General features: G+C 69.1%; 23 protein-coding genes. 14 read left to right on the forward strand and 9 right to left on the reverse strand.

Annotated features, from left to right (window positions below):
* Positions 1-84 precede the first annotated feature (84 nt).
* From ACFYRX_RS08915 to ACFYRX_RS08925, 3 genes are all read left to right on the forward strand, one after another.
* Positions 85-972, forward strand: coding sequence for a FadR/GntR family transcriptional regulator (locus tag ACFYRX_RS08915; RefSeq protein ID WP_389097660.1), 888 nt, complete (start codon positions 85-87; stop codon positions 970-972).
* Between the two features lie 435 nt (positions 973-1,407).
* Positions 1,408-2,946 carry an RNA polymerase sigma factor gene (locus ACFYRX_RS08920; protein ID WP_389097661.1) on the forward strand — a complete coding sequence of 513 codons (1,539 nt, stop codon included), beginning with the start codon at positions 1,408-1,410 and terminating at the stop codon, positions 2,944-2,946.
* Between the two features lie 119 nt (positions 2,947-3,065).
* Complete coding sequence (locus ACFYRX_RS08925; RefSeq protein WP_389097662.1) at positions 3,066-3,950, forward strand: serine protease; 885 nt, start codon at positions 3,066-3,068, stop codon at positions 3,948-3,950.
* A 107-nt stretch (positions 3,951-4,057) separates the two neighbouring features.
* On the opposite strand, the gene ACFYRX_RS08930 is transcribed toward ACFYRX_RS08925, so the two are convergent.
* Positions 4,058-4,288, reverse strand: coding sequence for a hypothetical protein (locus tag ACFYRX_RS08930; RefSeq protein ID WP_328751037.1), 231 nt, complete (start codon positions 4,286-4,288; stop codon positions 4,058-4,060).
* A 443-nt stretch (positions 4,289-4,731) separates the two neighbouring features.
* Here ACFYRX_RS08930 and ACFYRX_RS08935 point away from each other — a divergent pair, with 443 nt between their 5' ends.
* The 6 genes from ACFYRX_RS08935 (at position 4,732) to ACFYRX_RS08960 (ending at position 11,678) form a co-directional block, all read left to right on the forward strand.
* On the forward strand, positions 4,732-6,855 hold the full coding sequence (locus ACFYRX_RS08935; RefSeq protein ID WP_389097663.1) for a type IIA DNA topoisomerase subunit B: 2,124 nt from the start codon (positions 4,732-4,734) through the stop codon (positions 6,853-6,855).
* A 248-nt stretch (positions 6,856-7,103) separates the two neighbouring features.
* Positions 7,104-7,628, forward strand: coding sequence for a DUF1453 domain-containing protein (locus ACFYRX_RS08940; RefSeq protein ID WP_389097664.1), 525 nt, complete (start codon positions 7,104-7,106; stop codon positions 7,626-7,628).
* The gene (locus tag ACFYRX_RS08945) at positions 7,625-8,776 is read left to right on the forward strand and encodes a sensor histidine kinase (protein WP_389097665.1); all 1,152 of its coding nucleotides are present in this window, start codon (positions 7,625-7,627) and stop codon (positions 8,774-8,776) included. Before ACFYRX_RS08940 ends, ACFYRX_RS08945 begins: the two co-directional genes overlap by 4 nt.
* Positions 8,773-9,465: a response regulator gene (locus ACFYRX_RS08950; protein ID WP_389097666.1), complete on the forward strand. Its 693-nt coding sequence runs from the start codon at positions 8,773-8,775 to the stop codon at positions 9,463-9,465. The genes ACFYRX_RS08945 and ACFYRX_RS08950 overlap by 4 nt, the downstream gene beginning before the upstream one ends.
* Positions 9,466-9,525: 60 nt before the next feature.
* Complete coding sequence (locus tag ACFYRX_RS08955; RefSeq protein WP_389097667.1) at positions 9,526-10,089, forward strand: DUF485 domain-containing protein; 564 nt, start codon at positions 9,526-9,528, stop codon at positions 10,087-10,089.
* Positions 10,086-11,678 carry a cation acetate symporter gene (locus ACFYRX_RS08960; RefSeq protein ID WP_389097668.1) on the forward strand — a complete coding sequence of 531 codons (1,593 nt, stop codon included), beginning with the start codon at positions 10,086-10,088 and terminating at the stop codon, positions 11,676-11,678. Before ACFYRX_RS08955 ends, ACFYRX_RS08960 begins: the two co-directional genes overlap by 4 nt.
* Before the next feature lie 97 nt (positions 11,679-11,775).
* Here the strand turns inward: ACFYRX_RS08960 and ACFYRX_RS08965 are convergent, their stop codons facing one another.
* Positions 11,776-12,468, reverse strand: a complete 693-nt coding sequence (locus tag ACFYRX_RS08965; protein WP_389097669.1) for a response regulator — start codon at positions 12,466-12,468, stop codon at positions 11,776-11,778.
* Positions 12,469-12,630: 162 nt separating this feature from the next.
* Here ACFYRX_RS08965 and ACFYRX_RS08970 point away from each other — a divergent pair, with 162 nt between their 5' ends.
* The 3 genes from ACFYRX_RS08970 to ACFYRX_RS08980 all read left to right on the forward strand — a co-directional run bounded on the left by ACFYRX_RS08970 (position 12,631) and on the right by ACFYRX_RS08980 (position 15,482).
* Complete coding sequence (locus ACFYRX_RS08970) at positions 12,631-13,446, forward strand: ABC transporter ATP-binding protein (RefSeq protein ID WP_389097670.1); 816 nt, start codon at positions 12,631-12,633, stop codon at positions 13,444-13,446.
* Complete coding sequence (locus ACFYRX_RS08975) at positions 13,436-14,314, forward strand: ABC transporter permease (RefSeq protein WP_389097671.1); 879 nt, start codon at positions 13,436-13,438, stop codon at positions 14,312-14,314. Before ACFYRX_RS08970 ends, ACFYRX_RS08975 begins: the two co-directional genes overlap by 11 nt.
* A gap of 97 nt (positions 14,315-14,411) precedes the next feature.
* Complete coding sequence (locus ACFYRX_RS08980) at positions 14,412-15,482, forward strand: ABC transporter substrate-binding protein (protein WP_389097672.1); 1,071 nt, start codon at positions 14,412-14,414, stop codon at positions 15,480-15,482.
* Between the two features lie 6 nt (positions 15,483-15,488).
* Here ACFYRX_RS08980 and ACFYRX_RS08985 read toward each other — a convergent pair whose 3' ends face one another.
* The 4 genes from ACFYRX_RS08985 to ACFYRX_RS09000 all read right to left on the reverse strand — a co-directional run bounded on the left by ACFYRX_RS08985 (position 15,489) and on the right by ACFYRX_RS09000 (position 20,233).
* Complete coding sequence (locus tag ACFYRX_RS08985) at positions 15,489-16,169, reverse strand: response regulator (RefSeq protein WP_389097673.1); 681 nt, start codon at positions 16,167-16,169, stop codon at positions 15,489-15,491.
* Entirely contained in the window at positions 16,169-17,836 is a 1,668-nt protein-coding gene (locus ACFYRX_RS08990) for an ATP-binding protein (protein WP_389097674.1), read from the reverse strand. The genes ACFYRX_RS08985 and ACFYRX_RS08990 overlap by 1 nt, the downstream gene beginning before the upstream one ends.
* 90 nt (positions 17,837-17,926) lie before the next feature.
* Positions 17,927-18,871 carry a sucrase ferredoxin gene (locus ACFYRX_RS08995; protein ID WP_389097675.1) on the reverse strand — a complete coding sequence of 315 codons (945 nt, stop codon included), beginning with the start codon at positions 18,869-18,871 and terminating at the stop codon, positions 17,927-17,929.
* A 105-nt stretch (positions 18,872-18,976) separates the two neighbouring features.
* On the reverse strand, positions 18,977-20,233 hold the full coding sequence (locus tag ACFYRX_RS09000; RefSeq protein ID WP_389097676.1) for a citrate synthase: 1,257 nt from the start codon (positions 20,231-20,233) through the stop codon (positions 18,977-18,979).
* Between the two features lie 112 nt (positions 20,234-20,345).
* Here ACFYRX_RS09000 and ACFYRX_RS09005 point away from each other — a divergent pair, with 112 nt between their 5' ends.
* Entirely contained in the window at positions 20,346-21,512 is a 1,167-nt protein-coding gene (locus ACFYRX_RS09005; RefSeq protein ID WP_389097677.1) for a citrate synthase, read from the forward strand.
* A 292-nt stretch (positions 21,513-21,804) separates the two neighbouring features.
* Here ACFYRX_RS09005 and ACFYRX_RS09010 read toward each other — a convergent pair whose 3' ends face one another.
* Positions 21,805-22,044 carry a hypothetical protein gene (locus ACFYRX_RS09010; RefSeq protein WP_389097678.1) on the reverse strand — a complete coding sequence of 80 codons (240 nt, stop codon included), beginning with the start codon at positions 22,042-22,044 and terminating at the stop codon, positions 21,805-21,807.
* A 250-nt stretch (positions 22,045-22,294) separates the two neighbouring features.
* Positions 22,295-22,849: a DUF6082 family protein gene (locus tag ACFYRX_RS09015; RefSeq protein WP_389097679.1), complete on the reverse strand. Its 555-nt coding sequence runs from the start codon at positions 22,847-22,849 to the stop codon at positions 22,295-22,297.
* Between the two features lie 323 nt (positions 22,850-23,172).
* Here ACFYRX_RS09015 and ACFYRX_RS09020 point away from each other — a divergent pair, with 323 nt between their 5' ends.
* Positions 23,173-24,240, forward strand: a complete 1,068-nt coding sequence (locus ACFYRX_RS09020) for a CobW family GTP-binding protein (protein WP_389097680.1) — start codon at positions 23,173-23,175, stop codon at positions 24,238-24,240.
* Between the two features lie 13 nt (positions 24,241-24,253).
* On the opposite strand, the gene ACFYRX_RS09025 is transcribed toward ACFYRX_RS09020, so the two are convergent.
* Positions 24,254-26,713, reverse strand: a complete 2,460-nt coding sequence (locus ACFYRX_RS09025; RefSeq protein ID WP_389097681.1) for a DNA topoisomerase (ATP-hydrolyzing) subunit A — start codon at positions 26,711-26,713, stop codon at positions 24,254-24,256.
* Positions 26,714-26,770: the final 57 nt, after the last annotated feature.

Below are 26,770 nucleotides of genomic sequence, written 5' to 3' on the forward strand. Positions count from 1 at the left end.
TTGCGACGGGGTGAGCGATCACCCTTTCGTGTGCTTTTCACCAAAGACCTCAAGGGAGTTGGAGGCAACGCCGACAAAGGTTCCGTGAGTACCCTTGCGCACACCATGATGACCGCCGCCCGCTCCGCCGACTCCGGTCTGGCCGGCCCGGGCGAACTCGACCGCTACCCCTTCGCCGAAGCCCCCGCCGCCAACCGCGTCGGAGCCTCCATCTGGGACAGCCAGGAGCCGGAGCTGGGCCGCGTGGGCCGACGGGCCGCGGGCAACCGCGGGCGCGGACTGCACGGCCAACTCGTCCAGCAGCTCGGCCAGATGATCGTCTCCGGTGATCTGGGAGCCGACCGGCCGCTGGTCCCTGAGGAGATCGGCCAGCGTTTCGAGGTCTCCCGCACCGTCGTCCGGGAGTCGCTCCGTGTCCTGGAGGCGAAGGGCCTGGTCAGCGCCCGCCCGAACGTCGGCACGCGCGTGCGCCCCGTCAGCGACTGGAACCTCCTGGACCCGGACATCATCGAGTGGCGCGCCTTCGGGCCGCAGCGCGACGACCAGCGCCGCGAGCTGAGCGAACTGCGCTGGACGATCGAACCGCTCGCCGCGCGCCTGGCTGCCGGACACGGCCGCGAGGACGTCCAGCAGCGCCTCGGTGACATGGTCGAGATCATGGGGCATGCCATGAACCAGGGCGACGCGCTCACCTTCTCCCGGGCCGACGCCGAGTTCCATTCCCTGCTTGTCCAGGTGGCGGGCAACCGCATGCTGGAGCACCTTTCCGGGATCGTCTCGGCCGCCCTGCAGGTCTCCGGAGGCCCGGCGACCGGCTGTGACCGGCCGAACGAGTCGTCGCTGGCGCACCACGCCCGGATCGTCGACGCCCTCGCCGCCGGTGACGGCATGGCGGCGGAGGCCGCCGTGCGTCAACTGCTCACCGTCCACCCCGAGGTGGAGCGCGTGGTGCCCGCGCCGCGCGAGCACTGACCGCGCACCGCGGGCGGCGCGGCCGAGGGTGCCCCTCCTCTTCTGCGGCATCGTTCGGCCGTCGAGCCACTCCGTCGGACCCCGCAGGATCTCCGAGAATCCTGCGGGGCTCGACGGCTCGACGGCTCGGCGCGCTGGCGGCACCCTCCCGGCGCAGGGGGTCAGAATGGATGACTGACCTTGTCTGACCGCTTCTGACCGTTTTTAGCCGCTTACGGGGTGTGACTCGGGCCACGCAGATTGGGCGTAACGCTCGTGCGAACAGCACGATGACCTAAGAGGTGACAGCCGCGGAGGGAATACGGACGCCGTTTCAGGCGCTGTGCATCTTCCCGGCCCCCGCCCGCGCCGTCGGCCCTTCACGGGTCGGTGGTCGGCTCCTGTCCGCCGTGGACGGGGCCGTAAGCCGTTTTTCAACGTTCCGAGAGGTTGTTCGTGTCGGCCAGCACATCCCGTACGCTCCCGCCGGAGATCGCCGAGTCCGTCTCTGTCATGGCTCTCATTGAGCGGGGAAAGGCTGAGGGGCAGATCGCCGGCGATGACGTGCGTCGGGCCTTCGAAGCTGACCAGATTCCGGCCACTCAGTGGAAGAACGTACTGCGCAGCCTCAACCAGATCCTCGAGGAAGAGGGTGTGACGCTGATGGTCAGTGCCGCGGAGCCCAAGCGCACCCGAAAGAGCGTCGCAGCGAAGAGTCCGGCCAAGCGCACCGCCACCAAGACGGTCGCGGCGAAGACGGTGACCACGAAGAAGGCCACCGCCACCGCCACCCCGGCGGCTCCCGCCGCCGAGCCCGCCATTGAGGACGAGACGCCCGCCAAGAAGACAGCAGCAAAGAAGACGACGCCCGCCAAGAAGGCGGCTGCGAAGAAGGCCGTCCCCACCAAGAAGACGGCGGCCAAGAAGACGACCGCAGGCAAGGACGACGCCGAGGCCTCCGAGGACGAGGTCATCGAGGACGTCAAGCCCGGTGAAGAGGAGGAGGAGGGGGCCGAGAACAAGGGCTTCGTCCTCTCCGACGACGACGAGGACGACGCGCCTGCCCAGCAGGTCGCCGTGGCCGGTGCCACCGCCGACCCGGTCAAGGACTACCTCAAGCAGATCGGCAAGGTCCCGCTGCTCAACGCCGAGCAGGAGGTCGAGCTCGCCAAGCGCATCGAGGCCGGTCTGTTCGCCGAGGACAAGCTGGCCAACGCCGACAAGCTCGCGCCGAAGCTCAAGCGCGAGCTGGAGATCATCGCCGAGGACGGCCGCCGCGCCAAGAACCACCTCCTGGAGGCCAACCTCCGCCTGGTGGTCTCCCTGGCCAAGCGCTACACCGGCCGCGGCATGCTCTTCCTGGACCTCATCCAGGAGGGCAACCTCGGTCTGATCCGCGCGGTCGAGAAGTTCGACTACACCAAGGGCTACAAGTTCTCCACGTACGCCACCTGGTGGATTCGTCAGGCCATCACCCGCGCCATGGCCGACCAGGCCCGCACCATCCGTATCCCGGTGCACATGGTCGAGGTCATCAACAAGCTCGCGCGCGTGCAGCGCCAGATGCTCCAGGACCTGGGCCGCGAGCCCACCCCGGAGGAGCTGGCCAAGGAACTCGACATGACCCCCGAGAAGGTCATCGAGGTCCAGAAGTACGGCCGCGAGCCCATCTCGCTTCACACCCCCCTGGGCGAGGACGGCGACAGCGAGTTCGGTGACCTCATCGAGGACTCCGAGGCCGTCGTCCCGGCCGACGCGGTCAGCTTCACGCTCCTCCAGGAGCAGCTGCACTCCGTCCTGGACACCCTGTCCGAGCGCGAGGCGGGCGTCGTCTCGATGCGCTTCGGTCTCACCGACGGTCAGCCGAAGACCCTCGACGAGATCGGCAAGGTGTACGGCGTCACGCGCGAGCGCATCCGCCAGATCGAGTCGAAGACGATGTCGAAGCTGCGCCACCCGTCGCGCTCGCAGGTGCTGCGCGACTACCTCGACTAGGCCGTAGCCGTACGACGCCGAGGCCCGGTTTCCTGCAGGGAGCCGGGCCTTCGTGCTGCGCGCACAGGCGCCCTGCGTGACTCTGGGTTTCCGATCACCACCCGGAGTGAGGAGCACGTATGCGTCGTCCCATTGCCCGGGCGCTTGCCCGGCCGCTGATTCTGGCGGCCGTGGCAGCGGCCATACCGCTGGTGTCGGCTGCCCCTGTGGCGGCCGACAGCATCGTCGTCGGGGGCTTCCCGGTCGATGTCTCCCAGGCGCCCTGGACGGTGGCCCTGTCCAGCCGTGACCGGTTCGGAGGTACGCGCGCCGGGCAGTTCTGCGGCGGTGTCGCCGTCGGCCGGACCACGGTGCTCACCGCTGCCCACTGCATGGGCGAGGACGTCCTGGGGGCACCGCCAGAGCAGGTGCGCGATTTCAGGGTCATCGCGGGTCGTACGGACCTGCTCTCGGAGCAGGGAGCGGAGATCGCCGTGCGAGAGGTCTGGGTGAATCCGGGGTACGACCCCCAGAGCAACGCGGGGGATTTCGCAGTCCTCACGCTTACCGAGCCGCTGCCCCAGGACGCGGTCGTCGCCATGGCGGGCGCCGGTGATCCCGCGTACGAGCCGGGAACACCCGCCACGGTGTACGGGTGGGGCGACGTCACGGGTGGCGGTGACTACGCGCGCAGTCTGCGGGCGGCACGCGTGCATGTGATGTCGGACACAGCCTGCCGGAAGGCTTACCCGGCCGGCGCCGACGGCACCTACCTTGCCGACAGCATGCTGTGCGCAGGGGAGGAGCGGGGCGGCCGTGATGCCTGCCAGGGAGACAGCGGAGGGCCGCTGGTCGCCCGCGGGAAGCTGATCGGGCTCGTGTCCTGGGGGAACGGCTGTGGGCGAGCCGGCTGGCCCGGCGTCTATGCCCGGGTGTCCGACGTCATGCGGACGCTGGACTGGGACCGCTCAGAGACGGCCGACTCGGTGCCGCAGGGCCAGGTCGGAGTGTCTCCAGGGCGCTGAGCGACGTCGCCGAAGGCCATGAGCAAAGGGCGGTTGCCCCCGGGGATCGGGGACAGCCGCCCTCATGCCGACCTGTGTCGGCGCCGGCTCGTCGTGGACGCGAGGTGTCAGCGCTCTTCTTCGGAGGCGGATACCGGAACGGTCGTGAGCCGCTCCGTCTCGTCCTGTATCTCAGCGGCGATCTTCTTGAGTTCCGGCTCGAACTTGCGACCGTGGTGGGCGCAGAAGAGCAGTTCTCCACCGCTGAGCAGGACGACGCGTACGTACGCCTGGGCGCCGCAGCGGTCGCAGCGGTCAGCGGCCGTCATCGGGCTCGCGGGGGTCAGAACAGTAGTCACGTCGCCTCTTCTCTAGCTCGACGAGCTGTCGTACCAGGGTCAACATCCAACCAGCCCCAAAACGTTCCCGCTTGCGGCTTCACTCAGAGAGAAATTTCTCCGGGCGGCCGGCTGCTGCCGGTTTGGCGGCGAATGTGCCGTATTGCGTGTCTGTGTGTCTTACGTGTCGCACTGTGTCGGTGAAGGTCGGTCCTCCCGGCTGGGTTGCCGGTTGTTCATGAGGACGTGCCCGGAGCCTAAATGGTTCATGCCCCGAAGGGAACGTGATATGTACTTCACCCCATCGAGGGATCGAACAGGTATACGACCGTGGATTACTGTGTGCTTCACACGAGGGTGGCGTTACAACGGCTCTACCAGGCCTCGGTACCCTCGTGGCGGCGACCGATGCCGTGCCCTTACCCAGAAGGGCCCCACCTGAAATTCAGCGAGGAGCGAACCGCGTGACCGCCGAGACGTCCGTGCCGTCCACAGCTCTGCTGGCAGGAGCAGACCGCGACGGGTCCAACTACACCGCGCGGCACCTGCTCGTCCTCGAGGGGCTCGAGGCCGTCCGCAAGCGCCCGGGTATGTACATCGGCTCGACCGACAGTCGGGGGCTGATGCACTGCCTGTGGGAAATCATCGACAACTCCGTCGATGAAGCCCTGGGCGGGTACTGCGACCACATCGAAGTGATCCTCCACGACGACGCCTCCGTGGAGGTCCGGGACAACGGCCGGGGCATTCCGGTCGACGTCGAGCCCAAGACCGGCCTGTCCGGTGTCGAGGTCGTGATGACCAAGCTGCACGCCGGCGGCAAGTTCGGTGGCGGCTCGTACGCCGCCTCCGGCGGTCTGCACGGCGTGGGTGCCTCCGTGGTGAACGCCCTGTCGGCGCGGCTGGACGTCGAGGTGGACCGTAGCGGCCACACCCATGCGATCAGCTTCCGGCGTGGCGTGCCGGGCGCCTTCGCGGCCGACGGCCCCGACGCCGAATTCGATGCCACGAGCGGCCTGCGCAAAGCCAAGAAGATCCCCAGGACCCGGACCGGCACGCGCGTGCGGTATTGGGCCGACCGTCAGATCTTCCTCAAGGACGCCAAGCTCTCCCTGGAGGGCCTCCACCAGCGCGCCCGCCAGACCGCGTTCCTGGTGCCCGGCCTGACCATCGTCGTCCGTGACGAGTTCGGTCTGGGTGAGGGCGGCAGCAAGGGTGAGGAGTCCTTCCGCTTCGACGGCGGGATCAGCGAGTTCTGCGAGTACCTGGCCACGGACAAGCCCGTCAACGACGTCCTCCGTTTCTCCGGGCAGGGCATCTTCAAGGAGACCGTCCCAGTCCTCGACGACCATGGCCAGATGACGCCCACAGAGGTCACCCGTGAGCTCGGCGTGGACGTGGCGATGCGCTGGGGCACCGGCTACGACACGACCCTGAAGTCGTTCGTCAACATCATCGCCACCCCCAAGGGCGGCACCCACGTCGCCGGTTACGAGCAAGCCGTCGTCAAGACGATGAACGAGGTACTGCGCGCCAAGAAGATGCTGCGCGTGGCCGAGGACGACATCGTCAAGGACGACGCCCTCGAGGGACTCACCGCGGTCGTCACCGTCCGTCTGGCGGAGCCGCAGTTCGAGGGTCAGACCAAGGAAGTCCTCGGTACCTCGGCGGCCCGCCGCATCGTGAACACCGTGATCGCCAAGGAGCTCAAGGCGTTCCTGACGTCCACGAGGCGGGATGCCGCGGCCCAGGCCCGGGTCGTCATGGAGAAGGCGGTCGCCGCGGCACGCACGCGTATCGCGGCCCGCCAGCACAAGGACGCACAGCGCCGCAAGACGGCTCTGGAGTCCTCCTCGCTGCCCGCCAAGCTCGCCGACTGCCGCAGCGACGACGTCGACCGCAGCGAGCTGTTCATCGTCGAGGGCGACTCCGCGCTCGGTACCGCGAAGCTCGCCCGGAACTCCGAGTTCCAGGCGCTGCTGCCCATCCGGGGCAAGATCCTCAACGTCCAGAAGTCGTCCGTCACGGACATGCTGAAGAACGTCGAGTGCGGGGCGATCATCCAGGTCATAGGAGCGGGGTCGGGCCGGACCTTCGACATCGACGCGGCCCGCTACGGCAAGATCATCATGATGACCGACGCCGACGTCGACGGTTCGCACATCCGATGCCTGCTGCTGACGCTGTTCCAGCGCTACATGCGCCCCATGGTCGAGGCCGGACGGGTGTTCGCCGCGGTGCCGCCGTTGCACCGGATCGAGCTCGTCCAGCCGAAGAAGGGCCAGGACAAGTACGTCTACACGTACTCGGACCGTGAGCTACGCGAGAAGCTGCTGGAATTCCAGAGCAAGGGGGTCCGGTACAAGGACTCCATCCAGCGGTACAAGGGCCTGGGCGAGATGGACGCCGACCAGCTGGCCGAGACGACGATGGATCCGCGGCACCGGACCCTGCGACGGATCAACCTCGCCGATCTCGAGGCTGCCGAGCAGGTCTTCGATCTGCTGATGGGCAATGACGTGGCGCCGCGCAAGGAGTTCATCTCCGGATCGGCCGCCACACTGGATCGCTCGCGCATCGACGCCTAGCGCCGGGGCCGGTCCCCCGGCCGACCGCGGCCCCGCTTCGGCCGGGCTGATTTTCGCACCCTCGCCGTTCCTGCGGTTCGGTGGTCGTCGGCTGGGTCTCTCCACCCACGGGTGGAGAGACCCAGCGCATGAGAATCCACCCGTGATCCACCCCGGCTCCGATCTCCCGGCCTGCGGATTTGCGTAGCTTCGAAGGTGTCGGCGGCGTCCGCTGCCGGCAGACCCTTCCTCGCTCACGGAGGCTTGTGATGTCCGGGCTCGTCGACGCGTTGCTGATCGTGGTCGCGGTGGTCGTGGTGATCGCCCGGCAGTTCCGCGCCAGCCGGATCGACACAGGGCGGCGCTGGTGGTTGCTGCCCGTGATTCTGGCCGTCGTGGCGCTCCGCGAGCCGGGACTGGTGGACGCCCACCACCGCACGGCATCGCTCGCCCTGCTCACCGCCGAGCTGGTCACCGGCCTTGCCATCGGAGCCGGATGGGCCTGGACGAGCCGGATATGGACGGAGCAGGACGGTGCGGTGTGGAGCAGGAGCACCAAGGCGAGCGGGTCCGTCTGGGGCGTCGGTATCGGAATACGCGTCGGTCTCTTCGCGCTCGGGGCTGCGCTCGGTGTCCATCAGGACTCCTCCGCCCTTCTGCTCGCCCTGGCGGCCACGCTGCTGGTCCGCTCCGGCGTCCTGACCTGGCGTGCGCGTTCCCTGTGCCCTGCCGCCGCACCGGCTCCGGCGTACGGTGAGCCCATGTTCCGGTCCATGGGGAAGGAACGTGCGTGACGGAGAACGCCTGGACCCGCTGGCCCTCCAGGGAGGCGCTCGGGCGGGAGACGACCACGCGTCCTCGGCGCCTGCTGGGCTGGGTCGTGCGGTCGTCGGTGCTCGCCATGCTCCTCTGGGGCGCCTTCAGCGGCAGGCACGTCCACGGTTGGGGTGTGGTCGGGGCAGTGGCCGGGATCCTCTTGGCCGCGGTCGGAGCCTGGGCACTCTTCCGCACCACCCTGGCGCACCGGCTATGGCCCTCGCTGTCGCTCTACGGCGTCCTTTTGGCGATCGCGGCTGCCGCCCAGGTTACCGACTTCAGGGTGATCGCCCTCGTCCTGTGGTGCGGTTGCGCCGTCACGGCTCTGGAACGACTGCCCATCGCTGCCGCGCTGCCGGTGACCGTGGTCGCTCTGGCCCTGTACGTCGTGGTCAACGACGACGTGTGGCTGACCACCCTGGCCACGACGGGAGGCCTCGCGCTGGCCGGCTATGTCCTGAGACTGGACGCCGAGGCCCGGGGCAGTGCCCAACGACTGCTCACCCAGGAGCGGGCGGCGCGGGCGGCCGAGGCGGAGTCCGCTGCGCTCGGGGAGCGTGCCCGTATCGCGCGCGAGATCCACGATGTGCTGGCGCACAGCCTCTCGGCACAGCTCGTGCACCTGGAGGCGGCCCGGCTGCTGATCGAGGGGGGCGCGGACCGGGACCAGGTCCTCGAAAGGGTGGTGGCCGCACGAGGCATGGCCCGCGACGGACTCGCCGAGACCCGGCAGGCGCTGTCGGCCCTACGTGGCGACATGACTCCGCTGGAGGACTTCCTGAGTCAGCTCGTGGGTGGGGTCGACGGGGCCGAAGCCACCATTTCGGGTCAGCGCAGGCCGTTGCCGGCCGAGACGTCGCAGGCCGTCCGCAGAGTCGCTCAGGAGGCCCTGACCAACGTGCACAAGCACGCGCCGGGGGCCAAGGTCCGGATGCGGTTCGAGTACGGCGAGGACCACGTGACGCTGGTCGTGCGGGACTCTGGCGGTTCGCCGGGTGAACTCAGCGCCACCGGAGGCGGGTACGGTCTCCTGGGGATGAGGGAGCGGGCCGAACTGCTGGGCGGTTCGCTGGAGGTGGGGCCGGACGGCGAGGGGTTCATGGTGACGTTGAAGGTGCCCGTATGACGGAGGAGGCGGAGACGAAGCACGCCCGGGTGGTGGTCGCTGACGACCAGACCGTGGTCCGCGAAGGCATCGTGATGCTGCTCGGTCTCCTGCCCGGGATCGAGGTCGTCGGTGCCGCGAGGGACGGGGAGGAGGCGGTGAAGCTTGTCGCGGAACTCGCTCCGGACGTCGTGCTGATGGACCTGCGTATGCCTCGCTGCGACGGGGTGGAGGCCACCCGGCGGATCCGGACCGAGTACTCCGCGACGCAGGTCGTGGTGCTGACGACGTACGCGGACGACGATTCGCTGTTCCCCGCCCTCAAGGCAGGCGCACGCGGCTATCTCACCAAGGACGCGGGAGGCGACGAGATCGTGCGGGCCGTGCACAGTGTGCTCTCCGGGGACGCGGGACTGTCGCCGAGCATTCAGCGGCGGCTTCTGGAGCGGCTGTCGGACCCGGAGCCGCAGCAGCAGGTGTCCGCGGAGGCGCCCGACGGGCTCACCACCCGGGAGGTCGAGGTGCTGGCGCTGATCGCGGACGGACTCAGCAACCAGGAGATCGCCCGACGGCTGCATGTCTCCACCGCCACGGTGAAGACGCACATCAACAACCTCTTCGCCAAGACGGGTCTCAAGGACCGTGCGCAGGCGGTGCGTTACGCCTATGCGAAGGGACTTGTGCGGCCACCGACGGGAGGAATCACCTGATGGGGTGAAGAGCGTGGGGAAGAAGAGTCGGGGATCTTCCCGTTCTGTCCATCCTTGGGCATGCAGTCAAGCAACGCTCGTCCCCGCGGAAGCGGGGGTGATGCCGAGAGTTCGGCCGAGAACCACCACGGGCACGATCTGTCCCGTCCCGAGGCGTCCGCCGGGGTGCGGTACGACGACCCCTGGTATGACGCGCTTGCCTCCGGCTGGGGAGAGACAGGCGGTGGCGGCACATCCGTGACCCCGGTTGCGACGGCAAGGTCGGTGCGTGAGGACAGGGCGGCCGCAGCAGCCGACGTCTACCTCGAAGTGCAGCGCAGCGCGGCCTTCCAGGAGGTGCGCAGCCGGTACCGGAGGTTCGTGGTGCCCGCGGGCATCGGGTTCTTCGTCTGGTACGTGGCCTACGTCGTGGCAGCGACGAGCGCGCCCGGACTGATGGCGCGGCCCGTGGTGGGTGCGGTGAATGTGGCGATGCTCGCGGGACTCGGTCAGTTCCTCACCACGTTCCTGCTGACCTGGGCCTACGCCCGGCATGCGAGGCTGCGCCGGGACCGGGCCGCGCTCGAGCTGCGGTGGGACACCCAGGAACTGACGCGTACGGCCCGGGGCGGTGCGTCGTCATGACGGGTGACCACCAGACGCTGGCGTTGCTGCTCTTCAGCGTTTTCGTCGCAGTCACGCTGGGGATCACGACGTGGGTGAGCCGTCACCGGCACGGTTCGGCGGAGGAGTTCTATGCGGGCGGCAGGCTGTTCTCGCCGATGGAGAATGGTTTTGCCATCGCGGGCGACTACATGTCGGCCGCGTCCTTCCTCGGTATCTCCGGGCTCATCGCGCTCTTCGGGTACGACGGGATGCTCTACTCGGTGGGTTTCCTCGTGGCCTGGCTGGTGGTGCTGTTCCTGGTGGCCGAACTGGTGCGCAACTGCGGGCGGTTCACGCTCGCGGACGTGGTCGCCGCGCGGATGAGTGAGCGGCCGGTGCGGATCGCGGCGGGAACTTCCTCGGTCACCGTGTCCATTCTGTATCTGGTGGCGCAGATGGTGGGCGCGGGCAGCCTGGTCGCGCTGCTGCTGGGAGGCACCAGCGAGGCAGCGCAGTCCTGGACCGTCATCGCCGTCGGGGCGCTCATGGTGATCTATGTGTCCCTGGGAGGGATGCGGGCGACCACCTGGATCCAGATCGTCAAGGCGGTCCTGCTGCTCGGCGGGACCGTGGTGATGACCGTCCTCGTGCTGGTGCGGTTCCATGGTGACTTCGACCAGTTGCTGCTCACGGCGGCGGACCGCAGTGGACATGGCGAGTCGTTCCTGGCACCCGGTCTGAAGTACGGCGGGGACTGGACCGCCCGCCTCGACTTCATCAGCCTGGGGCTCGCCCTCGTGCTCGGCACGGCGGGGCTGCCACACATCCTGTCCCGCTTCTACACCGTGCCCACCGCACGCGCCGCACGGCGTTCGGTGGTCTGGTCGATCGGGCTGATCGGCGGCTTCTACCTGATGACGATCGTCCTCGGGTTCGGTGCCGCCGCGATCGTGGGGCCCGAGGCGGTACGAGGATCGAACGCGGCGGGGAACACCGCGGTCCCGCTTCTCGCCCTCGACCTGGGCGGCGGTGCCGACTCCACGGGAGGAACGGTTCTGTTCGCGATCGTCGCGGCCGTCGCCTTCGCTACGATCCTCGCCGTGGTCGCAGGCATCACGCTCGCCTCCTCGGCCTCCGTGGCCCACGACCTGTATGCCTCACTGCGGCGCCGGCGGGCCAAGCCTCACAGTGAGGTGGCTGTGGCGAGGACCGCCGCCGTGGGGATCGGCGTGATCGCGATCGCCCTCGGTCTGCTGGTCCGGGACCTCAACGTCGCCTTCCTGGTGGGCCTCGCCTTCGCCGTCGCCGCATCCGCGAATCTGCCGGTGCTGCTCTACTCGCTGTTCTGGCGCGGGTTCACCACCCGGGGTGCCGTCTGGTCCGTCTACGGAGGGCTGATTCCGGCCATAGCCCTGGTGCTGCTGTCGCCGGTGGTGTCCGGCAGCCCCGAATCGCTCTTCCCCGGCGTCGACTTCCAGTACTTCCCGCTGCAGAACCCCGGCCTCGTCTCCATCCCGCTGGGCTTTGTCGCGGGCTGGCTCGGCACGGTCACCTCGGCCGAGGTCGCCGACGAGGCCAAACACGCGGAGACCGAGGTGCGGTCACTGACGGGGGCAGGGGCTGTGTAAGGGGGGTACTCCTGAGGCGAGCGGCGCGTTCGTCGTCGTACGGCACCGGTTGTCGTCGTACGGCGTCCAGGGGCCAGGCGTGTTTGCGGCGTACGGACTATGGGGCCACCCATGCGTACCGGTGCTCCGGGCGCCCCGTGTCGCCGTATCTGAGGGAGAGGCGGAGGCGGCCGGCCTGTTCGAGGTGGCGGAGGTAGCGCTGGGCGGTGGAGCGGCTCAGGCCCGTCTCGGCGGCGACCTCGTGGGCGGAGAGCGGGTGCTCGGCGTGGTGCAGGACTCGGCAGATGAGGTCCGTCGTCGGCTCCGAGTGGCCGCTCGGGAGGCCGGGGGAAGTGGGAACCGAGGTGGTGCGCAGGGCGCTGAAGATCCGGTCGACCTGTTCCTGGCCGGCGATGCCGCGGCCGCCGACCCGGTCGACGGTGCGGCGCAGCGCGGCGTAGGAGTCCAGGCGGGTGCGCAGGGCCGCGAAGGTGAAGGGTTTGACCAGGTAGTGGAGGGCGCCAAGGCGCATCGCGGCCTGGATGGTGGCCACGTCTCCGGCCGCCGTGATCATGATGACGTCGGTGCCATGGCCCTGTTCCCGCATGCGGTGGATGAGTTCGAGGCCGGTCTGGTCGGGCAGGTAGTGGTCGAGCAGGACCAGGTCGATGGTCCCGCGCTGCACGCTGGCCAGCGCCTGGGCGGCGCTGTGCGCGCGGGCGGCCACCCGGAAGCCGGGAACCTTTCCCACGTACTTGGCGTTGATCTCGGCGACACGGAAGTCGTCGTCCACGACCAGGACGTCAATCATCGGGCCTCTTTCCCTCAAGGCCTTTGTGGGCGTGAAGCCCATGTTTCGGCTCCGCTGTTGTAGCGCGAGCAAAACAGGCACAACAGGCCGTTGCAAGCAAAAGAACGGCATGCGCTCAGAAGACTGATGCTGTGGCGCGGGCCACACCTACCGTCCCCGGCCATGAGCGCAGACATCAGCCCCGCCATCGAGCTGCGGGGCGCGAGCAAGACATTCCGGACCCCGTCGGGGGGTCTGCACACGGCTGTCAGTGGACTTGACCTCACGGTGGGGCGTGGGGAGTTCGTGGCCGTCGTCGGGCCCACGGGCTGTGGCAAGTCGACCACGCTGACCCTGGTCAGCGGGTTGGAGGAGCCCTCCGAGGGTGAGGTTCTGGTTGTCGGGGAGCCGGTTCGCGGAGTCGGGAACAAGGTCGGTTTCGTCTTCCAGCAGGACGCCACCTTCCCCTGGCGCACAGTCCTGTCCAACGTCATGGCCGGTCCCCGGTTCCGCGGTGTGCCCAAGGCGGAGGCGAGGCGGAAGGCACGGGAATGGCTGGCCCGGGTCGGGCTCACGGCCTTCGAGGACCGCTACCCCCATCAGCTCTCCGGGGGCCAGCGCAAGCGCGTGGCGCTCGCTTCGACCTTCGTGAACGACCCCGAGATCCTGCTCATGGACGAGCCGTTCTCCGCACTCGACGTGCAGACCCGGGCGCTGATGTCCGACGAACTCCTCGAACTGTGGGAGGGGACGGGAGCGTCCGTCGTCTTCGTCACCCATGACCTGGAGGAGTCCATCGCCCTGGCCGACAGGGTCGTCGTGATGACGGCCGGGCCCGCCACCGTCAAGCAGGTCTTCGACATCGACCTGCCCCGGCCCCGCAAGGTCGAGTCGGTGCGCCTGGAGCCGCGGTTCATCGAGATCTACCGCGAGATCTGGGAGTCCCTCGGCGAAGAGGTCCGCATCACCCGCGAGAGGGGTGCCGCCCATGTCGCCTGACGTCATCCCCGAGGCCCGGGTCGCGCCGACCATGACCGAGCCCGGCAACAAGACGGACCGCGCACACTCACGCGCGCGTGTCGCCCGCAGACGCAGGATCGTTGTCGCCGTCTCCCGCGTGCTGCTCCTGGTGGTCGTTCTCGGTCTGTGGGAGGTGCTCGCCAGGGCCAAGGTCATCGATCCCTTCAACTTCTCCATGCCCTCGAAGATCTGGAACCAGATCTGGACCTGGGTGACGCACGGGACCGCCCTCGGCTCGCTGGGCGAACAGATCTGGTACACGCTCTACGAGGCGCTGTTGGGCTGGGTCGTGGGCGTAATTGCCGGGGTGGTCTTCGGTATTGCGCTGGGGCGGATCACCTTGCTCGCCGACGTACTTGGTCCATACATCAAGGTGCTCAACTCGATACCCAGGATCGTCCTCGCCCCGATCTTCGTGATCTGGTTCGGTCTCGGACCGGCCTCCAAGGTCGCCTCGGCCGTCGTCCTGGTCTTCTTTCCCGTGTTCTTCAACGCCTTCCAGGGCGCCCGCGAAGTCGACCGCAACCTGGTCGCCAACGCCCGCATCCTCGGCGCGAGCGACCGCAGGGTGACGCTTCAGGTCGTGATCCCGTCCGCGACCTCCTGGATCTTCACCAGCCTGCACGTCAGCTTCGGCTTCGCCCTCATCGGCGCCATCGTCGGCGAGTACATCGGCGCGACCAAGGGCATCGGCCTGCTCGTCGCCCAGTCGCAGGGCACCTTCAACGCGGCCGGTGTGTATGCCGCGATGGTCATCCTCGCCGTCGTCGCACTCCTCGCCGAAGGGCTGCTCACCTTCGCCGAGCGCCGCATCTTCCGCTGGAAGCCGACGGGTTCCGACAGCTGACCACCTCCCCGGCAGTCGGCGGCCCCTTCCTCCGGCCCGGCCCTGACCCGGCAGCCCTCCCCATCCCCGCACCGCCCCTCACAAGGACGTGAACTCCATGCGCAAGACCGCCAGATACACCTCCCTGGCAGCCGCCGGCCTGTTGGCCCTCTCCTCGCTCACCGCCTGTGCCAACGACGCCGCTAGTACCGAGTCGGCCGGCTCCGGCAGCAAGGGTGACGGCAAGGGAACCAAGGTCAAGATCATGGTCGGTGGCCTCGACAAGGTCATCTACCTCCCGGCGATGCTGACCCAGCGACTCGGCTACTTCGACTCCGAGGGGCTCGACGTGGAACTGCTGAGCGAGCCCGCAGGCGTCCAGGCCGAGACCGCGCTCGTCTCCGGTCAGGTCCAGGGTGCCGTCGGCTTCTACGACCACACCCTCGACCTACAGGTGAAGGGCAAGGACGTGGAGTCGGTCGTACAGTTCTCGCACGCGCCAGGCGAGGTGGAGATCGTCTCCACGAAGGCGGCGGGCGACATCACTTCGCCGAAGGACTTCAAGGGCAGGAAGCTCGGTGTCACGGGACTCGGCTCCTCGACCGACTTCCTCACCAAGTACCTCGCCGTGAAGAACGGTGTGAAGGTCAGCGACTTCACACCGGTCGCCGTCGGCGCGGGACCGACCTTCATCTCGGCACTCCAGCAGGGCTCGATCGACGGCGGTATGACGACCGACCCGACCGTCGCGACGATCCTGGACAAGAAGGCCGGCAAGATCCTTCTGGACATGCGCACGCCTCAGGGCTCGGACGAGGCACTCGGCGGGCCGTATCCCTCGTCAAGCCTGTACATGCAGACGGACTGGGTCAACGGTCACAAGGACACCGTGCAGAAGTTGGCCAATGCATTCGTCAAGACGCTCAAGTGGATGTCCACCCACAGCGCGACCCAGATCGCCGACAAGATGCCCGCCGACTACTCGCAGGGCAACGGCCTGCTGTACGCGGTGGCCATCAAGAACACGCTGCCCATGTTCACCAAGGACGGTGTGATGCCCGAGAACGGCCCCGAGACCGTCGAGAAGGTCCTCAAGGCGTTCAACCCCAACATCCAGAACGCGGACGTCGACCTCGACAGGACGTACACGACGCAATTCGTCGAGAAGGCCGCGCAGAACGCCGGCTGAGCCTCCTCACGCGCGGGTCGCCCACACGTAACGGTGTTCCGGGCGGCCCGCGTCGCCGTACTTGAGAGTGAGCCTGGCCCGTCCCGTGCGTTCCAGGAGCTTCAGGTAGCGCTGGGCGGTCTGTCTGCTCACCCCTGTCCGCTCGGCGATCTCCTGGGCCGACAGGGGCCCTTCGGCATTCATCAGGGACCTGCGCACGAGCTCCGCCGTGGTGGGCGAGTGGCCCTTGGGCAGATCGGGCTCCACCGGCGAGGACAGGGCGCCGAAGATACGGTCGACCTCCGCCTGTTCGGCCTCGCCGCCCCCTTCCAAGGCCCGGCGCAGTTCGGCGTACGCCTCCAGCCTGGCGCGCAGTCCCGCGAACGCGAACGGCTTGACCAGGTACTGCAGCGCGCCCTGCCGCATCGCGGCCTGTACGGTCGTCACGTCCCGCGCCGCCGTCACCATGATCACGTCGGTCTGGTGGCCGCGACGGCGCATCTCCTGGACGACCGCCAGCCCTGTCTCGTCGGGCAGGTAGTGGTCCATGAGGACCAGGTCGACATGGGGCAGCGTCTCCAGCTGACGCAGGGCGTCCGCGGCGCTGTGCGCCTCGCCGGCCACGCGGAAGCCGGGGACCTTCTCGACGTAGGCGGCGTTGACGCGTGCCACGCGGATGTCGTCGTCCACGACCAGGACGTCGATCATCACGACTCCTCCTCGGTGGGGGCCTGCAGGGCGGCAGGTGCGGTCAGAGCAGGTTGCGTCTCGGCCAGCGCGTCGGGCAGTACGACGGTGAACTCCGCGCCACCGCCGCCGGCCTCCCCGACGGTCGCCCTGCCGCCCTGACGCTCGGCGAGCTTGCGCACCAGGGAGAGCCCGATGCCCCGTCCCCGGTGCGCCGGGGGCTCCTTGGTCGACCAGCCCTCGGTGAAGACCAGTTCCCGCTGTTCCACCGGGATTCCGGGTCCGGTGTCCCGCACCCTGAGGACGGCTGTACGGCCTTCTGTGAGCAGTTCGACCTCCACGCGCGCGTGCGGTGCGCCGGCGACGGCGTCCAGGGCGTTGTCCACGAGGTTGCCGACGATCGTGACCAGTCCGCTGGGGTCGACCAGCCGGTCAGGCAGCCGGGTCCGGTCCGAGACCCACAGGGCGACCCCGCGTTCGGCCGCGACGGTCGCCTTGCCCACCAGCAACGCGGCGAGCAGCGGGTCCTCGATCTTCTCGGTGACCTGCTCCGCGGTGGCCCGGTGATCGCCGACGACCTCGCCGACGAACTCCACGGCGTCGTCGTACATCTCCAGTTCCAGCAGCCCGAGGAGCGTGTGCATACGGTTGGCGTGCTCGTGGTCCTGCGCCCGCAGCGCGTCGATCAGACCGTGGGTGGAGTCGAGCTCCCGGCCGAGCTGTTCCAGTTCGGTGCGGTCGCGCAGGGTGGAGACGGCACCGCCGTCGTCGGTGGGCATCCGGTTGGCGACCAGCACCCGCTGGCCGCGCACGGTGACCAGGTCGGTGCCCGTGACCCGGCCGGCCAGGACATCGGCCGTACGTCCGTCTCCGAGCGCCTCGTCGGGTGAGCGGCCGACGGCCTCGTCGCCGATACCCAGCAGTCGCCGGGCCTCGTCGTTGAGCAGGCGGATGTGTCCGTCGCGGTCCAGGGCGACGACGCCCTCCCGGATCCCGTGCAGCATGGCCTCGCGCTCGGAGAGGAGGGCCGAGATGTCGGAGAAGGCCAGGTCACGGGTCTGCCGGTGAACTCTCCGGGAGATGATCCATGCTGCCAGCGCGCCGACGGCAAGGGCCCCGCCGGCGTAGGCGAACAGCCCCGGGATCGCATGGATCAGCCGGGCGCGCACGCTGTCGTAGGCGATGCCGACGGAGACCGCCCCGACGATCCTGTGCTCGCTGTCGTACAGCGGCACCTTGCCGCGGGCGGTGCGACCGAGGGTGCCGCTGTCGATCTGCATGACCTCGTGGCCGGCCAGGGCCTGATCCGGGTCGGTCGAGACGACCCTGCCGACCTCGCTGCGAGTGGGGTGCGACCAGCGCACGCCCCGCCGGTCCAGCACCACGACGTACTCGGCCCCGGTCGACCTGCGGATCCTCTCGGCCTCCTGCTGGACGGGGCCGGTGGGCAGCGGGGGCGTGTCCTTGACCTGCTCGGCGATCTGCGACTCGGCGGCGGTGGTCTGGGCGATGGCGAGCGCCCGGCGCATCGCCTGGTCGTCGAGCTGGTTGCTCAGAGGCGCGAGGAACAGACCGGTCGCGAGCACCGCTACGCCCGCGGCGATCGCCAACTGCATCAGGAGCACCTGCGAGAACACCCGGCGGGGCAGTCCGAGACGCAGACGACGGGCGGGGGGAGTGCGGCTCATACCCATGACGGTACGTGGACACGCCGGATCCGCCGCAGGCGGTGTGGCATGGATCTCTTGATCAACGCATTGATGAGCCTGTCGGCCGGGTCAGCTCGCCGACGCCGTCGACGCGCCCAGCTCGCGCACCGCCACCACGTCCAGCCGCGCGGGCGAGCCGAGCAGCGACACCCCGCAGCTCTCCGGGCGGGGCGGCAGCGACGCGCTCTGGGCGACCAGCACGCGCCAGTGCCGACCGTCGGTGTGCGCGACGGTCACCTCCCACTGCGGGGCCGCCCCGTCCGTGCGGACGACCGTCAGCGCGTCCGCCGTGTATTCGCCCGCCGTTGTGCGCACCGCCAGCTCGGCCGCCTGAGCGGGTCGCTCCCACGCGGAGTTCCCACGGCACCCCTCGACCACGATCCGGCCCTCCTGGACGCTGTGGAGGACCTGCTTGACGGTGTGGGCCTCGGCGCGGCCGTAGGCGTAGCCGTACGGCAGGACGAGCAGCGTGGGGGAGAACCGGTGGCCACCCAGATGAGTGACCTCCCAGGCGCCCTCGACGCCCGAGGCGGCCAGCTCGGCGGCCAGTGGGCGGCCCAGGAGAGCGCAGCAGCGGTCCCGCTTGCCGTTGGTGCAGACGAGCGCGAGCGGACTGCCGGTGTGGGGGCGCCCCCCGAGCACCGTGTCGAACCCGGTGGGGTCGCCCTTGCCGAGGGCGGCGAAGTCCAGGCCGAGCAGGTCCTGCGGTTCGCGGGTCGTCGCACTGCGCAGCCACACGTTGCCGGGCAGACCGTGGGCCGCGTAGATCTGCCGGGTGGTGGGCGTGCCGCTGTCGGCGTGCCGTCCGGGGCGGCGGATGAGCGCCACACGCACGCCCGTGTCCTGCGCGGCGGCCTCCAGGGCGCGGCCCAGTACGGGATCCAGATGGCTCGAAGTGAGCGCACTGGCGCCCCAGGGGCCGGGCTGTTCGAGCAGCAGCCAGGTCCGCGCGGTGGCCGCGGTGCCGGAAACGGGCTCGTCGAGGTCGTGCGAGACCGTTGAGCAGGTACTCACACAGGTGAGCCTAACCTGACTTGGAGCATGGCGACTTCCGGCCGTGACCTGTCAGTGCTCCGCACGCGCGGTGCCCTCTTCCCGGAGAGTCCCGGCGAGGTCGTGTCACGGCAGCGGCTGCGGCGGCTTCGGGCCCACGTAGATGCCGCTCGGGCGCATGCGCAACGGGCGTTCCCCGTACTCCTCCAGCGCGTGGGCGATCCAGCCCGCCGTTCGAGCGACGGCGAAGACCGTCTCGCCCGCTGTGGAGGGCATGCCGGCGGAGGCGGTGAGCACGGCGAGGGCCAGGTCCACATTGGCGTGCAGGGAGGTGTGGCGGGCGGTCGTGGCCACGATGTCGCGGGCCGCGAGGAGGGCGGGTTCGGCGCGCGGGATCTCCTCCAGGAGGGCGAACAGGGCACGCGCGCGTGGGTCTTCGCCCGGGTAGAGCCTGTGGCCGAGGCCGGGGATGCGGCGGCCGGCCCGCAACTCCTCCGCGATCACCGGGGCCGCGTCGCCCCGGTCGAGTACGTCGAGCAGCAGCCGGTGGGCGAGCCCGCTGGCCGCGCCGTGCAAGGGGCCCTCCAGAACGCCGAGTCCGGCGGAGACGGCCGCGTACGCGTGCGCGTGGGCCGACGCGGCGACGCGGACCGCGAGGGTCGAGGCGGCGAGGTCGTGGTCCACGAGCAGCCCGAGCGCGGTGTCCAGGGCGCGCAGGGACGCCTCGTCGGGCTTGCGTCCGCTCAGGCGGGTCCACAGCCGGTGGGCCACGGGACCGTCGTCGCGGCGGCGGTCGGGCAGTACGGGGGGCAGCGCGGCGACGAGGGTGGGGATCAGGGTGCGCGCGGTGCCGAGCACCGCCTCCTCGGACAGGTCGAAACGCAGTGGGTCGGCCGCTGCGGCGGCGATCGCCGCGACCCGCAACCGGTCGGTGGGGCCGGTGTGTTCGGGCAGCGCATTCACCGCGCGGCGGGCCACGTCGACGGCGGCGTCGGGTGCGGTGAAGGTGACGCCGGGGCGCAGGTGTCCGGTCCAGAGCCACTCCGCGATCTCTTCGTAGGAGTGGCGCGCGGCGAGTTCGGTCGCGTCGACGCCTCGGAAGTAGTAGCGGTCCTGATCGATGAACGTGATGCGGGTCCGTACGGACAGGTCACCGCCGGACCCCGGACTCCCGCCGCTGTCCCTGCGGTTGCGCCGGGAGAGGGCTTCCACCTCCCTGGCGTCGAAGGTGCTGCCCCGGCCGCCGGGGACGCGTCGACTGCTGAGCTGGCCGCGGCTCACGTAGGCGTAGACGGTCTCGGGCTTCACGCCCAGCAGTTCGGCGGCCTCCCTGGTGCTGAGCCGGCGTTCGGAGGACGCGGGGAGGGGGTCTTGATCGCGCATAAGACGTCACCGTATCCGCAGCCGGGTGGATTGATCGGTGTGTATTGATTCAATCAATATTGACAGCGCTTGAGTCAACCATGGACAGTCGAATCAAGTCCAGGGAGGAATCATGTCGGTCAACAGGTCCGCAACCACGCTCGTCGACGTACCGCGAGGACTCGCCGGAGTCGTCGTCACCGACACGGAGGTCGGGGACGTCCGGGGGCGGGAGGGGTTCTATCACTACCGCCAGTACTCCGCGGTCGAGCTCGCGCAGACCCGCGGCTTCGAGGACGTATGGCATCTCCTGGTCCACGGCGAACTGCCGGACCCCGGACAGGCCGTGGCCTTCCGTGCCGAGACCGCGGCGCTGCGCAGGCTGCCCGACGAGGTGCGGGCGGCGCTGCCCGTGATCGCGGAGGCGAGCGGGCGGTCCGGGCCGCTGGCCGGCATGCGTTCCGCGTTGTCGCTGCTCGGTGCGGCCGAGGAGTTCCGGCCGGTGTACGACATCGACCCCGACCAGCGGCGGCGGGACACGCTCGTGGCGACCGCGGCCGTACCCACGCTGCTCACCGCGTTGCACCGGCTGGGCAAGGGGCTCGATCCGGTGGAGCCGCGCGAGGACCTTTCGTACGCGGCGAACTACCTCTACATGTTGACGGGTTCGGAGCCGGATCCCCAGCGGGCCCGGGCGGTCGAGCAGTACCTGATCTCAACCATTGATCACGGCTTCAATGCATCAACCTTCACGGCGCGGGTCATCGCGTCGACGGGGGCGGATGTGGCGGCGTGCCTCGTGGGAGCCGTGGGTGCGTTGTCCGGGCCGCTGCACGGTGGCGCGCCCAGTCGCGCGCTGGACACCCTGGATGCGATCGGTACGCCTGACCGTATCGACCCCTGGATCCGTGAACGTGTGCTGGCCGGCGAGCGGATCATGGGCTTCGGCCACGCGATCTACCGCACGGAGGACCCCCGTTCCCGGATGCTCCGGGAGGTCGCCCAGCGGTTCGGCGGCCCGCGTGTGGCCTTCGCCGTCGAGGTCGAACGCCACGTCGAGGCGATCCTCGCCGAACTGAAGCCGGGGCGGGAACTGCACACCAACGTGGAGTTCTACGCGGGCGTGGTCATGGAGCTGTGCGGTCTGCCCCGGGAGATGTTCACCCCTACGTTCGCGGCGGCTCGGATGGTGGGGTGGAGCGCCAACATCCTGGAACAGGCGGCGGACTCGAAGATCATTCGGCCGGTGGCGCGGTATGTGGGGACGGAGGCGCCGGTGGCGGTGCCTCAAGGGGCCTGAGACATGCGGAAGGTCCGGCACCGACAGCGGTGCCGGACCTGACGGGCCCTCGATCAGCGTGGGTCGTCGGTTCTGCGGATGCGTCGCAGGATCCGGGACAACGGCCCCGGCCGGCGAGACGCGGGTCGTACTTCCGGAGTCGATCCTGAAGGTGGGGGCACCGTGTCGGTACTCGAGTGTTGCTGACACGGGTGGAACTTGATCGCCTCAACCAGCCTTGCGGCAGCGGTGAGAAGGGCAGCAACCGAAACGATGAGTGTGGCTATCTGCTCGATTTGTGCCATGACATCGCCTAGACGTCCGGAATATCGGCTTTGGCGCGCAGGAGTGTCTCGCGCGTGATGACCACGATGCGTTCGTAGTCGGCCCGTGCCGCGTCCGCGGGAAGCTGGGAGTCCAGAGAGCCGGTCGCGTCCGTACCGATGACGGCGAAGTTCCCGTCGGCCAGCTCGAAGATGTCCGGGCAGGTCGCGCCGGAGGTGCTGCCTCTTTCGCGTGGCGATGCGCCGAGGCGGCGAATGATCTGACTCACTGTTGGTTTCCCTCTGGTCTCACGGATGACGAGCACGCACACGACGGTTACGAGGCGAGGCGGCCCTGTGGGGTGCACGCGTCATTCCTGCGACGTGAGCGATGGCGGAGTGGGGCTGCCGTACGCGATCACGTGTGAGTCAACCCCGGCGGCTGAGTCAACAGCAGCGGCGCCTGGGACAACGGGATACTTAACTCGTTTGTTATGGGCCGGGGGTGTGATTTCCGCAGGCGGCGGCGCAGACGTTCTGCTACGCGCTCGGTGGTTCGCCGACCACCCACCACTGCTCGGTGTCCGCGTCCTCCAGCTGCTGGAGCAGATCGTCGACCAGCTTTCCCAGTTCCGCCTCGTCGGTGTCCGCGAGGCTCGCACGCTGCTGCTGGGTGGCATACCAGTACTCCCTGACGATCGGGTTCTGGAAGATGCCGCGGACGTGCTTGAAGTACTCCTCCTTGGACAGGTTGCCGATGCGGTAGTAGAAGAGCAGGTTCGTGTACAGGGCGTTGGCGAACAGGTACTGGCGGCGCTGTTTGGGGGAGACCGGCGTCTCGTAGAGATCCAGGACCTCGGCGAGCTCGGGATCGTCTATGGCCTTGCTCAGCAGTTCCCAGTGCTGGTGTTGCTGACTGGCCAGGTCGGAGTGCTGGTGGGAACGGGCGTTCAGTTCCAGCTGGTCCAGACGCGCGTGGAGGGACTGCATCGTGCGGTGCTGCACGGTGACGGAGGCGACGGCACCTGCCAACGCGCCGACGCCGACCGCGACTGCCGTACCCAGTCCTCGTACCCAAAAGCTCTGTGTGACCATGTCAACCCCCGATTCAGGCGGCCGTTCCGCCGGTCGTCGGGGTGCGGGTCGACTGATGGGGACCGGCGAGCGGTGGGCGGCGCTTGCCGTCTCCCAGGGTGCCGAGCGGCTCTGATCGGCGGGGGAGGCGGAGAGGAGGCGCACGGAGGGAAGTGAGGGTCGCACGAACCGGCGCCTTGCCCAACGTCTGCCCCGCAAGTGCTGCTAACAATCGTTCACTTCGCGGTGATTGTTCCGGCTCGTATCCTGGTCCGGCATGGAAACCTCGTACGTGCGCCGGGACTGCGATCCGGTGCACGCGGCAGCGCGAAAGAGGTCGCACGTTGAGTCAGCCGAGCGGGACCCCCCGGCAGATCCCGGTCGTCGTCCTCGCCGGATTCCTGGGTTCCGGCAAGACCACCCTTCTCAATCATCTCCTCCACCGCAGCGGCGGCAGCCGTATCGGAGCCGTCGTCAACGACTTCGGTGCCATCGAGATCGACGCCATGGCCGTCGCCGGAGCGCTCGGTGACTCCACCGTCTCCCTCGGGAACGGTTGCCTGTGCTGTGCCGTCGACGTCAGCGAACTCGACGGGTATCTGGCGAAGCTCGCCCACCCCGACACCGGCCTCGATGTCATCGTCATCGAGGCCAGCGGGCTCGCCGAGCCGCAGGAACTCGTACGCATGGTGCTCGCCAGCGAACTGCCCGGCATCGTCTACGGCGGCCTCGTCGAGGTCGTCGACGCCGCCGAGTTCGACGACACCCGCGCGCGGCACCCCGAGATCGACCGGCATCTCGCCCTCGCCGACCTGGTCGTGGTCAACAAACTCGACCGGGCGACCGAGACCGAGCGCGTCCTCGACCTGGTCCGTCGACTTGTCGACCACGCCGCCGTCGTTCCCGCCACCTACGGCCGCATCGACCCCGAGTTCCTCTTCGACTGCCGTCCCGGCGAGGAACGCATCGGCCAGCTCACCTTCGACGACCTGCACGATCACGTCGACGACGACGATCACGCCGGGCATCTGCACTCCGGCTACGACACCCTCTCCCTCACCTGTGACGTCCCCCTCGACCCCCGCCGGCTGATGCGGTTCCTCGACGGCAGGCCCGAAGGGCTGTACCGGATCAAGGGGTACGTCGACTTCGGGCCGTACGACGTGCGCAACCGTTACGCCGTACATGCCGTCGGGCGGTTTCTGCGCTTCTACCCGGAGGCCTGGGCGCCCGGTGAGGCCCGTCTCACCCAGCTCGTCCTCATCGGCTCGGGCATCGACGTCCCGGCGCTCGGCAGGGAACTGGAGTCGTGCAAGGCGGACACGGACGCCCCGCACACCGACGAGGCCGGCATGTGGGGCGTCCTGCGCTATGTACCGGGCACCGAGGGGGACCCGGAGGAACCGGCCTGAGGGCCGGCCCGGCTCAGACCGGACCTGCCACCACCGAAACCGTCTTCGCCAGTGACACGCCCGAGCCGTCGCGGCGCGGGTCCATCTCCGGAAGGTCGGCCGGGGTGCCGTTCTTCTGCGCGGCGCGCGCCGGGACGGCACCCGCCCAGGCCAGCGACAGGCAGTCCTCGCCCTTCAGGAACCGCTGGCAGCGGACGCCGCCTGTCGCGCGGCCCTTGCGCGGGTACTGGTCGAACGGGGTCAGCTTGGCCGTCGTCTGGACGGAGTCGTCGAGCGTGCCCCGCGAGCCCGCGACGGTGAAGACGACTGCTTCCACGGCCGGGTCCACCGCGGTGAAGGAGATGACCTTCGCGCCCTCGACGAGCTTGATGCCCGCCATGCCGCCCGCCGGACGGCCCTGCGGACGGACCTGCGAGGCCTGGTAACGCAGCAGTTGTGCGTCGTCCGTGATGAAGACGAGGTCCTCCTCGCCGGTACGCAGTTCGATCGCGCCGACGATCCGGTCACCCTCCTTGAGCGTGATTACCTCCAACTCGTCCTTGTTTGACGGGTAGTCGGGGACCACACGCTTGACGACGCCCTGTTCGGTGCCGAGCGCCAGCCCTGGGGAGGACTCGTCCAGCGTCATCAGGCAGACCAGCGTCTCGCCGTCCTCCAGGGAGAGGAACTCCGACAGCGGGGCACCGCCCGCGAGGTTGGGGGCCGACGCGGTGTCCGGGAGCTGCGGCAGGTCGATGACGTTCAGCCGCAGCAGACGGCCGGACGAGGTGACCGCTCCGATCTCGCCCCGCGCGGTGGCCGGCACCGCCGAGACGATCACGTCGTGCTTGGTACGCCTGCCGTCGGCGTCCTCCGGGAACGGCTCGCCGTTCGACGTGCGGGCCAGCAGGCCCGTCGAGGACAGCAGCACCCGGCACGGGTCGTCCGCGACCTGGAGGGGAACCGCGGCCACGGGAGCGTTCGCCCCCGACTCCAGCAGGACCGTACGCCGCTCGGTGCCGAACTTCTTGGCCACCGCGGCCAGTTCGGTGGAGACCAGCTTGCGCAGCTCGGCGTCCGACTCCAGGATCCGGGTCAGCTCCGCGATCTCCGCGTTGAGCCGGTCCTGCTCCGACTCCAGCTCGATACGGTCGAACCTGGTGAGCCGCCTCAGGGGCGTGTCCAGGATGTACTGCGTCTGGATCTCGCTCAGCGAGAACCGCTCGATCAGGCGTTCCTTCGCCTGCGCGGAGTTGTCGCTGGAGCGGATGATGCGGATGACCTCGTCGATGTCGACCAGGGCGGTGAGCAGGCCCTCGACCAGGTGCAGGCGGTCGCGGCGCTTGGTGCGCCGGAACTCGCTGCGGCGGCGCACCACTTCGAAGCGGTGGTCGAGGTAGACCTCCAGGAGCTCCTTGAGGCCGAGGGTGAGGGGCTGCCCGTCGACCAGCGCCACGTTGTTGACGCCGAAGGACTCCTCCATCGGCGTCAGCTTGTAGAGCTGCTCCAGGACCGCCTCCGGCACGAAGCCGTTCTTGATCTCGATGACCAGACGCAGGCCGTGCGCGCGGTCGGTGAGGTCCTTGACGTCGGCGATGCCCTGGAGCTTCTTCGAACCGACCAGGTCCTTGATCTTGGCGATCACCTTCTCGGGACCGACCGTGAAGGGCAGTTCGGTGACGACGAGGCCCTTGCGGCGCGCGGTCACCGTCTCCACCGCGACCGTCGCACGGATCTTGAAGGTGCCGCGGCCCGTCTCGTAGGCGTCCCGGATGCCGGCGAGGCCCACGATCCGGCCACCGGTGGGCAGGTCGGGGCCCGGGATGTGCCGCATCAGGGCGTCCAGATCCGCGTTCGGGTAGCGGATCAGGTGGCGGGCGGCCGAGATGACCTCGGCGAGGTTGTGCGGCGCCATGTTGGTGGCCATGCCGACCGCGATGCCCGAGGAGCCGTTCACCAGGAGGTTGGGGAAGGCGGCGGGCAGCGCGCCCGGCTCCTGCTCCTGGCCGTCGTAGTTGGGCGCGAAGTCGACGGTGTCCTCGTCGATGGACTCCGTCATCAGGCTCGCGGCCTCGGCGGCGCGGCACTCGGTGTACCGCATGGCGGCCGGCGGGTCGTCGTTGCCCAGCGAACCGAAGTTGCCGTGGCCGTCGACCAGCGGGACGCTCATCGAGAAGGGCTGGGCCATGCGCACCAGGGCGTCGTAGATCGACGCGTCGCCGTGCGGGTGCAGCTTGCCCATGACCTCGCCGATCACGCGGGCGCACTTCACGTAGCCGCGGTCGGGGCGCAGGCCCATCTCGTTCATCTGGTAGACGATGCGGCGGTGCACCGGCTTGAGGCCGTCGCGGGCGTCGGGGAGCGCGCGGGAGTAGATGACCGAGTACGCGTACTCGAGGTACGAGCCCTTCATCTCGTCCACGACGTCGATGTCGAGGATCCGCTCCTCGTACGAGTCGTCGGGCGGCGGGGTCTTCGTGCTGCGGCGGGCCATCGCTGCCGGCTCCTCTTTTCTGGTCGCTCGCCTACGGGTCGCTCACGTCGGCCCTTT

The sequence above is a fragment of the Streptomyces sp. NPDC005374 genome (assembly GCF_042872225.1).
Taxonomy (GTDB): Bacteria; Actinomycetota; Actinomycetes; order Streptomycetales; family Streptomycetaceae; genus Streptomyces.

What these genes read in the sequence shown, in the direction of transcription:
- ACFYRX_RS08950 (WP_389097666.1), top strand. Translation starts at nt 8,773, where the DNA reads ATGACGGAGGAGGCGGAGACGAAGCACGCCCGGGTGGTGGTCGCTGAC.
- ACFYRX_RS08940 (WP_389097664.1), top strand. Translation starts at nt 7,104, where the DNA reads ATGTCCGGGCTCGTCGACGCGTTGCTGATCGTGGTCGCGGTGGTCGTG.
- ACFYRX_RS08925 (WP_389097662.1), top strand. Translation starts at nt 3,066, where the DNA reads ATGCGTCGTCCCATTGCCCGGGCGCTTGCCCGGCCGCTGATTCTGGCG.
- ACFYRX_RS09000 (WP_389097676.1), bottom strand. Translation starts at nt 20,233, where the DNA reads ATGCGCGATCAAGACCCCCTCCCCGCGTCCTCCGAACGCCGGCTCAGC.
- ACFYRX_RS08990 (WP_389097674.1), bottom strand. Translation starts at nt 17,836, where the DNA reads ATGAGCCGCACTCCCCCCGCCCGTCGTCTGCGTCTCGGACTGCCCCGC.
- ACFYRX_RS08960 (WP_389097668.1), top strand. Translation starts at nt 10,086, where the DNA reads ATGACGGGTGACCACCAGACGCTGGCGTTGCTGCTCTTCAGCGTTTTC.
- ACFYRX_RS09005 (WP_389097677.1), top strand. Translation starts at nt 20,346, where the DNA reads ATGTCGGTCAACAGGTCCGCAACCACGCTCGTCGACGTACCGCGAGGA.
- ACFYRX_RS08970 (WP_389097670.1), top strand. Translation starts at nt 12,631, where the DNA reads ATGAGCGCAGACATCAGCCCCGCCATCGAGCTGCGGGGCGCGAGCAAG.
- ACFYRX_RS08980 (WP_389097672.1), top strand. Translation starts at nt 14,412, where the DNA reads ATGCGCAAGACCGCCAGATACACCTCCCTGGCAGCCGCCGGCCTGTTG.
- ACFYRX_RS08975 (WP_389097671.1), top strand. Translation starts at nt 13,436, where the DNA reads ATGTCGCCTGACGTCATCCCCGAGGCCCGGGTCGCGCCGACCATGACC.
- ACFYRX_RS09015 (WP_389097679.1), bottom strand. Translation starts at nt 22,849, where the DNA reads ATGGTCACACAGAGCTTTTGGGTACGAGGACTGGGTACGGCAGTCGCG.
- ACFYRX_RS08985 (WP_389097673.1), bottom strand. Translation starts at nt 16,169, where the DNA reads ATGATCGACGTCCTGGTCGTGGACGACGACATCCGCGTGGCACGCGTC.
- ACFYRX_RS08955 (WP_389097667.1), top strand. Translation starts at nt 9,526, where the DNA reads ATGCAGTCAAGCAACGCTCGTCCCCGCGGAAGCGGGGGTGATGCCGAG.
- ACFYRX_RS08965 (WP_389097669.1), bottom strand. Translation starts at nt 12,468, where the DNA reads ATGATTGACGTCCTGGTCGTGGACGACGACTTCCGTGTCGCCGAGATC.
- ACFYRX_RS09025 (WP_389097681.1), bottom strand. Translation starts at nt 26,713, where the DNA reads ATGGCCCGCCGCAGCACGAAGACCCCGCCGCCCGACGACTCGTACGAG.